This window comes from Pantoea sp. Morm, assembly GCF_016643525.1.
Classification (GTDB): Bacteria; Pseudomonadota; Gammaproteobacteria; order Enterobacterales; family Enterobacteriaceae; genus Pantoea; species Pantoea dispersa.
The window spans coordinates 81,690-92,723 of the sequence record NZ_VOQX01000004.1; the positions used below are offsets into that span (position 1 = coordinate 81,690).

The 11,034-nt window shown below is 59.7% G+C and carries 8 protein-coding genes; 3 read left to right on the forward strand and 5 right to left on the reverse strand.

Going from position 1 to position 11,034, the window contains the following annotated elements:
• Positions 1-209 precede the first annotated feature (209 nt).
• From FT726_RS02630 to bcsE, 5 genes are all read right to left on the reverse strand, one after another.
• A complete protein-coding gene (locus tag FT726_RS02630; RefSeq protein ID WP_031279619.1) occupies positions 210-1,490 on the reverse strand; it encodes a dicarboxylate/amino acid:cation symporter in 1,281 nt (426 codons plus the stop codon).
• Between the two features lie 232 nt (positions 1,491-1,722).
• Positions 1,723-3,735: a biofilm formation regulator HmsP gene (gene hmsP, locus FT726_RS02635; protein ID WP_288421301.1), complete on the reverse strand. Its 2,013-nt coding sequence runs from the start codon at positions 3,733-3,735 to the stop codon at positions 1,723-1,725.
• A 204-nt stretch (positions 3,736-3,939) separates the two neighbouring features.
• Entirely contained in the window at positions 3,940-5,577 is a 1,638-nt protein-coding gene (gene bcsG, locus FT726_RS02640; protein WP_346302370.1) for a cellulose biosynthesis protein BcsG, read from the reverse strand.
• Positions 5,570-5,758, reverse strand: coding sequence for a cellulose biosynthesis protein BcsF (gene bcsF / locus FT726_RS02645; protein ID WP_010617915.1), 189 nt, complete (start codon positions 5,756-5,758; stop codon positions 5,570-5,572). The genes bcsG and bcsF overlap by 8 nt, the downstream gene beginning before the upstream one ends.
• Positions 5,755-7,299, reverse strand: coding sequence for a cellulose biosynthesis protein BcsE (gene bcsE, locus FT726_RS02650; protein WP_288421172.1), 1,545 nt, complete (start codon positions 7,297-7,299; stop codon positions 5,755-5,757). The genes bcsF and bcsE overlap by 4 nt, the downstream gene beginning before the upstream one ends.
• A gap of 196 nt (positions 7,300-7,495) precedes the next feature.
• Here bcsE and bcsR point away from each other — a divergent pair, with 196 nt between their 5' ends.
• Genes bcsR through bcsA form a run of 3 tightly spaced genes read left to right on the forward strand, consistent with a single transcriptional unit; the run spans position 7,496 to position 11,033 of the window.
• Positions 7,496-7,690, forward strand: a complete 195-nt coding sequence (gene bcsR / locus FT726_RS02655) for a cellulose biosynthesis protein BcsR (protein WP_021507005.1) — start codon at positions 7,496-7,498, stop codon at positions 7,688-7,690.
• Positions 7,690-8,421: a cellulose biosynthesis protein BcsQ gene (gene bcsQ / locus FT726_RS02660; RefSeq protein ID WP_088516562.1), complete on the forward strand. Its 732-nt coding sequence runs from the start codon at positions 7,690-7,692 to the stop codon at positions 8,419-8,421. Before bcsR ends, bcsQ begins: the two co-directional genes overlap by 1 nt.
• Positions 8,418-11,033, forward strand: a complete 2,616-nt coding sequence (bcsA, locus tag FT726_RS02665; RefSeq protein WP_346302371.1) for a UDP-forming cellulose synthase catalytic subunit — start codon at positions 8,418-8,420, stop codon at positions 11,031-11,033. Before bcsQ ends, bcsA begins: the two co-directional genes overlap by 4 nt.
• Position 11,034: the final 1 nt, after the last annotated feature.

Consider the following 11,034-nt stretch of genomic DNA (forward strand, 5'->3'; position numbering starts at 1 on the left):
CGCGCCATAGGCGGCCGCTTTTCAGCGAACCACGGCGGCAGGCTGCCGCCACGTTTATTCAACGACAGACTCTTTGACCACAGGAAGGCCAGGATGTCGCGCGACGAGGAAAAAAATCGGGAAAAAAATCAATGGGGTTATTATGCAAATGCCCGCTGTCAGGGCAAGCGACAGCGGGCATTTCACGACAAATTAACGCAAATAGAGGGTTACGCGCTGGTCTGTGAAGCGTTATTGACCTTTTTCGCTGAAGAAAGCGTCGCTTTCATCTGCGCTTCATCGAGCTGGCCGACCCACTTCGCCACCACCACAGTCGCCACACCGTTACCCACCAGGTTGGTGAGCGCACGGGCTTCCGACATGAAGCGGTCAATGCCGAGAATCAGCGCCAGACCGGCCACCGGCAGATGTCCCACCGCCGACAGCGTTGCCGCCAGCACGATAAAGCCACTGCCGGTCACCCCTGCCGCGCCTTTGGAGGAGAGCAGCAGCACCACTAACAGCGTGATCTGGTGGAAGACATCCATGTGGGCGTTGGTCGCCTGAGCGATAAACACCGCCGCCATGGTCAGGTAAATCGACGTGCCATCGAGGTTGAACGAGTAGCCAGTTGGAATCACCAGCCCGACCACCGATTTCTTACAGCCCAGCTTCTCCATCTTATCCAGCATGCGCGGCAGCGCCGACTCGGACGAAGACGTTCCCAGTACAATCAGCAGCTCTTCTTTGATGTAGGCAACAAACTTAAAGATGTTGAAGCCGGCCCAGCGGGCAATAATGCCCAGCACAATCACCACGAACAGTACGCAGGTGATGTAGAAGCAGATAATCAGCTGACCGAGCTGCACCAGCGATCCGACGCCATATTTACCGATGGTGAACGCCATGGCGCCGAACGCACCAATCGGCGCCAGACGCATGATCATGTTGATCACGCCAAAAATCACCTTCGAGAAGCTCTCGATGACGTTGAACATCACGGTGCCGGCGTTACCGAGGCGATGCAGCGCAAAGCCGAACAGGATAGCGAACAGCAGCACCTGCAGGATGTTACCGCTGGCGAAGGCACCGACCACGCTGTTCGGGATCACGTCCAGCAGGAAGGCAATCACGCCCTGCTGCTCAGCCTGCTGCGCGTAGACCGCAACCGCTTTGGCATCCAGCGTCGCCGGATCGACGTTCATTCCCGCGCCCGGCTGGATCACGTTGACCACCACCAGACCGATAATCAGCGCGATGGTGCTGACAATTTCGAAATAGAGCAGCGCTACTGCGCCGGTCCGTCCAACTGCTTTCATGCTCTCCATGCCGGCAATACCGGTCACCACCGTACAGAAAATCACGGGGGCGATGATCATCTTGATCAGCTTAACGAAGCCATCGCCAAGCGGCTTCATTTGCGCGCCTAACTCAGGGTAGTAGTGGCCTAACAGGACGCCGATGCCGATGGCAACCAGCACCTGAAAGTAGAGGCTTTTGAACAGTTTCATAACAGGTGTCCAGGTATAGACGGCATTCACCGCCATTGTTATGGAGAAACGCATGCGGCAAGCCGCCTGGAAGCGTATGACCTTACCGATGGCGAGGAAAATAACACTCTGTTAACAGGATTAGTATACCCTTACATTCCTTACAAAAGTTACAAAACTCTAACTATGAACTGAAACGCTTCAGCATCCCATAACAGTGCAATTCTGCAAGGAAAATCAATAAATAAGGTGATTATTCAGACGGTGACGAGCTGGCCAGCCAGCGCTGGTTAAACACCGATAACGGCAGGGCTTCAGCATATAAGTAGCCCTGCCCAATGGTAATTCCGCGCGCCAGCAGCCAGTCGCGCTGCTCGGCAGTTTCGACGCCTTCGGCTATCACGTCGAGGTGGATGATATCGGCAATCGCCGCCACGATGCGCACCATGGTGTCATCATCCGGCAGCGCGGCGACAAAACTGCGATCCATTTTTAGCTTATTAACCGGCAGCGCTTTGAACTGATGCAGGTAGTTGAGGTTGGAGTAGCCCATGCCGAAATCATCCAGCGCGACCGCCACCCCGGTTTGCTGCAGCGAGCGCAGCAGCGCCATCGCCTGTTCAGCATCGCCAATCTGCGCGGTTTCGGTGATCTCCAGCACGAAGTTACCCGGCGCAATGCGGTGGCGCTCCAGCAGCCCCTGCAGATGGCTCACCACGCTGGCATCGCGCAGCTGTACTGCGGAGATATTCACGCTGAGCGGCAGATTGATGCCGTGGCGCTGCCAGCCAGCGATAATGCGGCACGCTTCTTCAAATACCCAGCGGCCGAGCGCGGAGATGACGCCAATCTCTTCGGCACTGGCGATGAACTCTTCGGATAAACCATAGCTGCCGTCCGGCATTCGCATGCGCAGCAGCGCTTCTGCGCCGGCCAGCTCGCCGGTGGCCATATTGATTTGCGGCTGCAGATAGAGCGCAAACTGGCCATCCTGCAGGCCCTGCAGGATGTCGTGCTCCTGGGTTAAGCGCTTCTGCGCCCGCTCGGTCAGCGCCGGGTCAAAGAACAGAATCTGGTTTTTACCCTGATGGCGCGCCGACATCATCGCCGACGTGGCGCGCGCCAGCTGTTCGCCTGCGGACACGGTGTTGTCATCGTGCAGCGCCAGGCCAATGCTGGCGTTAGGGCGCAGCTGCAGCTGATACAGGTTCACCGGCTGGTTGATGCGTAGCATCAGGTTGCGCGCCAGCCGCATGGCGCGAAACGGGTTGTGCGCACGCTTCATCAGTAGCGCAAAGTCACTCGGTCCGGTCTGTGCCAGCAGCGTATGGTCATCAATGGTACTGCGGATTTTTTCCACCAGCGTCAGCATCAGCGTATCGCGCTGCTCATCGCTCAGGACGCCATTGGCTTCCTGCAGGGTTTCGATGCGGATCACCATCAGCCCCCACGGCTGCTGGCTGTGGCGATGGCGGATGTGCTGATCAAGCAGCGCCAGAAACAGCGCGCGGTTGGGCAAATCGGTCACCGCGAAATGGGTGGTCAGCCGGCTCATCTCATCGTGAATCGACTCCAGCACCTGCTGGTTGCGGTTGTAGCTGCGAATCAGCATGCCGATCTCATCGTCGCGATGATTGTGCGGCAGCGTCAGCTTATGGGTGAGAATGGCGGGCGGCGGCAGCTCCTGCAGCTCACGCGAAATATTACGCAGCGGATGCACGATCAGCCGGTTGATACACCAGCTGATCGCCACGGACAGAATCAGCGCCAGCAGCAGATAGGTGGTGATCATGGTGGACAGCGTGCTGAGCAGGAACTGATAAACGCGCGACGAATCAGCCTGCAGCACCAGATAGGCAATCGGCTTCGGCAGCCCGCTGCGCTCGACCGAATAGAGCGGCAGCGTAATCTGCACCGGCAGTTCGAACAGCCGGGCGACAAAGCGCGGCACCGGTTTCTCCGGCGCGAAGTCGGCGTGCAGCGCCTGGAAGGCGTTCGGCAGCACCACATCGGCGCGCGACAGAATGCCCGCCGGCTTAAGGGTATTCAGAATGCGTTCGGCCTGCGGGATATCGGCTTTGAGCACCGCTTCGGACAGCGGCTGGCGCACGGTATGCGCGACGTTCTCCATCTGCTGGGCGTAATCCACCCTGCGCTGCTGCACAAAATGGAATAACTGGATGACGATAAAAATACAGATGGTGACCAGCGCCACGGCGGACACGGTGGCCATCTGCTTTATCGTTAACGAACGACTGACGCGCAACAAAACCTCTCCTGGCCGCCGGGGGCCGTGACAGTTGCCGGAATGCGCAGCAAGTATATCCCAGGTCAGCATTTTTTTGCGCCGGGATAAAGGCGAAAATCACGCAACTGCCCCGCTTTGCGCGCTGTTTCAGCATTTTGTCAGCCATTAGCGGCGCAGAGACAAAACGGTGCGCGCCAGCCCGCACCGTTTGCCGCTCAGGTTTTACTGCGGATAGGCTACCCAGTCGCCGCCGTTAAGGCGAATCCACGGTTTGCCCTGATACATCATCACGACGGCGTTATCATTTTCCGACACCACCGGCGTCTGCGGCAGGTTATCCGCCAGCACCGACATGTTGACGTTCGGTGCGTTGAAGACCTGACCGTCCACCACCCGCGACACCAGTTCCGAGATGGCCAGCAGGCTGAGCGGCGTATCAATGGTCAGCGGCTGGCCCTGATGCGGGGCTTTCATGCCGACGAATTTGATGCCAACCGGCACGTGGGTGATGCCCGGGCTCGGAATGTCGCGCAGCCCGGACATCTGCATTTTATCCCCCTGCAGTGCCGCACCGTGCTCCGGCACCACCAGCACCATCACCCGGCGTCCCGACTTTTCCAGATTGGTCAGGAAGGTATCGAGCTGGTCGAACAGTACCCGTGCGCGCGGCTGCCACTCGGCGGTGCGGGTGCTGCCCAGCTCGCGCGTACCGTCGTGCAGCGGAATCAGGTTGTAGAAGGTGGCGCTGCGCGCATCGCTGCTTTTGCTGCGGTCATCAAGCCAGCGCTGCATCAGCTGCCCGTCGTTGTACACCGGCGAACCATCAAAAGACGTCAGCTCCGGCGCAATCCCGGCCTGCGACATCAGCGGCGCCTGCATGTTGCCGTCCTCGCGCAGCTCTTTGAGGTAGTTACCGAACACGCCGGTATGGTCCATCATCAGCTGCTGCTTAAAGCCCAGCTTCGCCAGATTATCAAACAGATAGCAGCGCTGGTCGGTGGCTTTATACAGGTTACTGTGTGAGGTCTGGCCGCAGCTGGCGCGCAGCAGGCGAATACCGGCCGGACCGCTGTAGCCGGTGGCGGAGTTGTAGTTGTTCAGCACGATATCAAAGTGCTTCCACAGCGGATGGTCACGCAGCTGCGCCACATCAATGTCTGACCACGCCAGCGAACAGATGTTGATCACCAGAATATCGAACGGCTGCGAATCGGCGGGCAGCGCATCCGGGAAGTGCGTGACGCGCTGGCGTTCGCTGTCGTAAAAGCGATTCAGCCACGCGGTGAGGTTGGCGCTGGTGGGCGGCGCGCTTTGATCGAGTCCCGCCGCGGCCGGGCTGGCGGCCGGTTTGTCATTCAGCGCCACCGGCGGTGCGGCGGCTTTGCTGGGCAGCAGGCTGACCGCCGGGCCGGCGAGCGTCAGTACGTTCAGCCAGATCAGCGCCAGTGACACCAGCACGGTGACGCGAATCCACTGCGCCACGAACAGGTAAATCACCAGCAGCACAAAGGCCGCGCCGATCATTTCCCAGTTAATAAAGCGCTGCAGCAAATCCAGCAGATAGGCCGGCGAGAATCCCGCCACCTGGCTGCCCTGGCTGAGCAGCGAGTTCAGACCCGGCAGCCAGGTATCGTGCCAGAACAGCGCGAAGCCAATCGGCAGCGAAATCCACTGGCGCAGACGATGCAGCCGCGCTGACTTCAGCGGAAACAGCAACCATGCCAGAAACACCAGATTACTCAGTGCATGGAAGTTGAGATAGCCGTACCACAACAGACCAAATTTGATCAGAAAGTAAAAGTTCCAGCCGCCGAGGCCGCGCCAGCGCGCCGCGTGCAGCGTCGAAGGTGTGTTATCCATGTTTATCCGTTTTGGTCGATTGGCGTTGCCACTGCCCTTCCGATTTGAGGGCGCGGGCAGGTAACAGGCGCATCAGCAGGCTGGTGCTGCGCTGCGGCAGCCAGCGTCGCCACAGCGATTTCAGGAACAGTAAAATCAGTAACAGCAGGATCGCCACCTGCACACCATCCATCAGCGTCATACGTGCGGCTCCCCGAGGTCAATGATGATCGGCTGCGGCGTCTGAGGACCGCGCGGCGCGGCCGCTGCCGGCGCGGCTGGTTGCGCAGCGGCCGGTACCGTGAGCGGTTCGAACTGCGCCACCGGCGTCAGCTGCCGCACTTTATTCACCTCCGACAAAATCTGATTGTCGGCAAACCACACCATGCGATTGCTGAACAGCTCGTCGTGCGGCAGGGAAAATATCGATTTCAGGGCAATGTCCAGGTCGTTAAAGCGGCAGGAAGAGAGGAATAAATAGAGCCGATCGTCGACCAGCGTCACCAAATCGCCAAAACGACGCGGTTTACACAGCGTCAGCACCTGCGGCGGCGACAGCTGCGGCACCGGGCGCAGCGCCACCATAAGCCCTTTATCGTTTTCAGGCAGAAGCATATTGTTCATCAACTGCTGTACCGCCGCACAGAAACGCTCCAGCGGCAAATAGCCTTTCTGCTGCAGCGGCTGTAGCGCCTGCACCAGCGCCGGCAGATCGGCCGGCACGTGGCGGGTAAACTGCTGGCCCTGCACGCCTTCCAGTGTAGTCAGCAAGCGCGACAGCGGCGCCGCCGTTGGGACAATGCTGTTAACGCCGCACGCCAGCAGCAAACGTTCATCACTGTAGCGCAGGCTGGTACCGAGTTCCCGCACCACGATTTTCAGCGCGTTGCCACGCGAGCGCCGCAAACCATGGACCATGCTCGCCAGAGTCGGCACATCCTGATTATGGGCCAGGCTAAAGATGACCGTGGCGGCGTTGGCCTGCTGCCCGCGCGCATACACGCTCTCGTTATCGCTGAACAGTTGCCACTGCGCGGAAAGCGGCGGCGCCCCTTCCAGCACATCCTGCTGTGCCAGAAACTGGTTTTCATCATTGAGGCTCAGCGGCTGCGACGCGGCGGCTTCAGCCTGCGCAATAAACTGATTATCAATACAGTTCAGGCGGATAGCGCGGTCGGCCAGCAATTTATCGGCCGAGTACCACCAGTTAATTCGATATTGCCAGCTATCCTGCTGAAATTCTAAATGGGCGACACCATCAAGCTGACGAAAATAACGCTGCAGATGATTGCGCAGGGGAATAATTGCGGTTCCGCAGGTGATCATTAGCAGCGTCATTTGTTTTTTTAACAGAACCCGGCGCAAGCCTTTTATCCACACGGTCAGTTCATCCGGGGTTAATTTGTTCCACAGCGCCGCCTGACTATAAAACATGACCAGACCGCTACGTTTATTCATTACGCGCGCCATATCGCTGGCCAGATGTTGCAGGCTGGCTTTATTGGCAGGCAGCGAAAATAAGGGAATACGCGCCGGACCGCCGGGCGGATCGGGCGTTAACAGCGCCTGCGGGGGTTCATCCGCGCTCACCAGCGTGGCCGCCTTTTGCTGGCTAACCACCTGACGTAACAGTGTTCGTGCGTCTTCGGGCCGCTGACAGGTTATCCAGTAAAATCCCGGCGTCTGCAGGGCGATTAATTCCTGTTGTACCTGCTGCAGGCCAAGCGTAAAAAGATTTTTCATATAAGCGTCGCGATCTGTGCAATCCAGGCTAATTTAATATAGACGGCAATAACTCGAATTGCTGAAATAAAAAAGCTGCGCACGCGCCAGACTGTTTGAACTTTACCGGGCCAGAAATCGCTGGCTGCGGTTTATACGCGACAAGAAAAATATCACCCCTCTTTATCCGTTGTCGTTTCTTTGGTGGCAAAAAGTAATGAAAACTGAAAATGCTTTTTCACTGATCGCTGTCGGCAGCGAAGATCAGGATGATATTAACGCCCTGAGTGACGCCTTTTCACTGAAGGCGTTTCGCTATATTGATATTGCCCGTGAAGCGCGTCTGCAACAGTTGCTGTCGCGCTGGCCGTTGTTGCAGGAATGCACGCAGGGACCGGAGTCACCACGCTAATGCCGGTTCTCGCCTTACAGGGGCTGCGTGGCGGGTGTGGCGCGACGGCACTCAGTGCCGCGCTGGGCTGGGCGCTAAACGCGCTGCAGCAGTCGGTGCTGCTTATCGACCTTTCGCCAGCCAACCAACTGGCGGCCCACTTTAATCTGCCGCTCGACACGCCGCACGGCTGGCTGCGTGCGCAGCTGGATAACCAGCCGTGGCAGCACAGCGCGCTGCGCTATCAGCCGGGGCTGGATTTCCTGCCGTCTGGCACGCTCACGCATCAGCAGACCTTATCCTTAACCGCAGCGACAGCCGAAATTGCACAACCGCTGCTTAAGGCTTTGCCGGCCCTGAAACAGCGCTATCAGTGGATTATTTTCGACCTTCCGGCGGATCTGCTGCCGTGGCAGCAGGCGTTCATCCCGGCCGCCGATCGGCTGCTTCAGCTGTTAACGCTGGATGCCAACTGCCAGCTGCGCCTGCACCGCGCGCACTTTTCGCCGCAGACACTGTTTCTGATTAACCAGTTCAACGCCAACAGCCAGCTGCAGCAGGATCTGCATCAGCTGTGGCTGCGCTCGCTTAAAAACCTGATTCCACAGGTGATCCACCGCGATGAAGCGCTAGCGGAAGCGCTGATGATGAAACAGCCAGTGGGCGCCTGGCGTCCGCATGCGCTGGCCAGCGAAGAGATCAATACGCTGGCCAACTGGCTGCTGCTGCATGTTGCCGGAGGTGGCGCATGAATGCGCTGCGCTGGCTGCTGGTGCCGCAGGCCTCGCAGGCATTGCAGCAGCGCGCGCGCCTGGCGCGTCAGCACGGCGCCGGGCGGTTAACGGTCGCGCTGCATCTGCTGTGGTGCGTGCTCGCCTGGTCGCTGCTGCGGCTGGAAACGCCGGCGTGGCAGCGCGTGCTGCAGCAGCGCCAGCGCTACTTTCCGCATATCTCTCCGCTGCGCCCGCGTCCGCTCGATATTGTGCGCTATGCACTCCAGAGCCTGTGGCTGCTTATCATGCTGCCGCTGGACGGCAGCGCGCGCAGCGAGCGTAAACGTTTTAACGCCTTTGGCTCGCTGTTCCGCTGGCGCCAGCAGCTGTATCAATGGCTGGCGCAGCTGCCGGCGCGGCTGGAACACAGCGGCGTGCCGCAGCGCAGCGAACGCTGGCTGCAGCGCCTGCCACGGCGCGTGCGTCAGTTGCTGTTCATCGTAGTGGCGATCGCCGCCAGCCTGCTGGCGCTGCTGTGCATCTCGCAGCCGTTTGATATCACCACCCAGTTTGTGTTTGTGCTGCTGCTGTGGGCGCTGGCCATGCTGGTGCGCCGTATGCCGGGCCGGCTGGTGACCATCATGCTGATTGTGCTGTCGCTCACCATCTCCTGCCGCTATCTGTGGTGGCGCTATACGGAAACCCTCAACTGGGACGATCCGCTCAGCCTGACGTTTGGTCTGCTGCTGATTGGCGCGGAAACCTACGCGTGGACAGTACTGGTGCTGGGCTATTTCCAGACGCTGTGGCCGCTCAACCGCCAGCCGGTCTCTATGCCGCCGGAGATCGCCAGCTGGCCCAGCGTCGATATTCTGGTGCCGACCTACAACGAGCCGCTCAGCGTGGTCAAACCCACCATCTATGCTGCGCTGGGCATCGACTGGCCGCAGGATAAACTCAACATCTATATTCTTGATGACGGCACGCGCGAGGAGTTCCGCGAGTTTGCCGCCAGCGTGGGCGTCAATTACGTGGTGCGCCCCAGCCACGAACACGCCAAGGCCGGCAACATCAACCATGCGCTGAAAACCACCTGCCGCAGCGAATACGTGGCGATTTTTGACTGCGACCACGTGGCGACGCGCTCATTCCTGCAGCTCACCATGGGCTGGTTCCTGAAAGATCACCGGCTGGGCATGCTGCAGACACCGCACCACTTCTTCTCGCCAGACCCGTTTGAGCGCAACCTCGGCCGTTTCCGCCAGACGCCGAATGAAGGCTCGCTGTTTTACGGTCTGGTGCAGGATGGTAACGACACCTGGGATGCCGCCTTTTTCTGCGGCTCCTGCGCAGTGCTGCGCCGCAGCGCGCTGGATGAGATTGGCGGCATCGCGGTAGAGACCGTTACCGAAGATGCGCACACCTCGCTGCGACTGCACCGCCGCGGATACACCTCGGCCTACATCCGCATTCCTCAGGCTGCCGGGCTGGCGACCGAAAGTCTGTCAGCGCATATTGGCCAGCGCATCCGCTGGGCGCGCGGCATGGTGCAGATCTTCCGTCTCGATAATCCGCTGTTTGGCAAAGGGCTGAAGCTGGTACAGCGGCTGTGTTACGCCAACGCCATGCTGCACTTTCTTGCCGGTATCCCCCGGCTGATCTTTCTGCTGGCGCCGCTGGCGTTCCTGCTGTGCCATGCCTACATCATCTATGCGCCCGCGCTGGCCATCGCCATCTACGTGCTGCCGCACATGGTGCATACCAGCCTGACCAACTCGCGCATCCAGGGGCGCTGGCGCCACTCGTTCTGGAGCGAGGTATATGAAACCGTGCTCGCCTGGTACATCGCCCGCCCCACCACCGTCGCGCTGTTTAATCCGCACAAAGGCAAATTCAACGTGACCGCCAAAGGGGGCCTGGTAGAAGAGCGCCATCTCGACTGGGTGATCACCAAACCCTATATGCTGCTGGTGCTGCTGAACATTGCCGGTATCGGCATGGGCTTCTGGCGCATGGCGCACGGCCCGGCCAATGAGCTGCTCACCATCTGGGTCAGTCTGGTGTGGGTGGTTTACAACATGATTATTCTCGGCGGCGCGGTGGCGGTGTCGGTGGAAGCGCGTCAAATCCGTGAAGCGCACCGCGTGGAGATCGCCATGCCGGCGGCGCTGGCACGCGCCGATGGTCATATGCTGCCGTGCACGCTGCGCGACTACTCTGACGGCGGCGTGGGCGTCGAACTGCGCGAGCCGGATGCACTGCGCGAGAACGAAAGCGTCTCGCTGCTGCTGCGGCGCGGACAGCAGGAGTTCAGCTTCCCGTGCCAGGTACAGCGCGTATTTGGCCGCCGCGCGGGTATCCGCCTGCACCAGCTCTCCACCCGCCAGCACATCGAATTTATTCAGTGCACCTTTGCGCGCGCCGATACCTGGGCGCTGTGGCAGGACGGTTTTCCGGAGGATAAACCGGTGCAGAGCCTGGCGGACATTATGCTGCTCGGCTTCAAAGGCTATTTGCGGCTGGCGGAGTATGGTCCGGCACCGCTGCGCCGCCTGTTCCGTGGCCTGACCGCCGGACTGCACTGGCTGGCAACGCTGTTGCCGCACAACGTCCGTCCGCGACCGGCAACGCTCAACACTGATTTTACCTAAG

What these genes read in the sequence shown, in the direction of transcription:
- FT726_RS02630 (WP_031279619.1), bottom strand. Translation starts at nt 1,490, where the DNA reads ATGAAACTGTTCAAAAGCCTCTACTTTCAGGTGCTGGTTGCCATCGGC.
- bcsG (WP_346302370.1), bottom strand. Translation starts at nt 5,577, where the DNA reads ATGGATAACACACCTTCGACGCTGCACGCGGCGCGCTGGCGCGGCCTC.
- bcsF (WP_010617915.1), bottom strand. Translation starts at nt 5,758, where the DNA reads ATGACGCTGATGGATGGTGTGCAGGTGGCGATCCTGCTGTTACTGATT.
- bcsE (WP_288421172.1), bottom strand. Translation starts at nt 7,299, where the DNA reads ATGAAAAATCTTTTTACGCTTGGCCTGCAGCAGGTACAACAGGAATTA.
- bcsR (WP_021507005.1), top strand. Translation starts at nt 7,496, where the DNA reads ATGAAAACTGAAAATGCTTTTTCACTGATCGCTGTCGGCAGCGAAGAT.
- bcsQ (WP_088516562.1), top strand. Translation starts at nt 7,690, where the DNA reads ATGCCGGTTCTCGCCTTACAGGGGCTGCGTGGCGGGTGTGGCGCGACG.
- bcsA (WP_346302371.1), top strand. Translation starts at nt 8,418, where the DNA reads ATGAATGCGCTGCGCTGGCTGCTGGTGCCGCAGGCCTCGCAGGCATTG.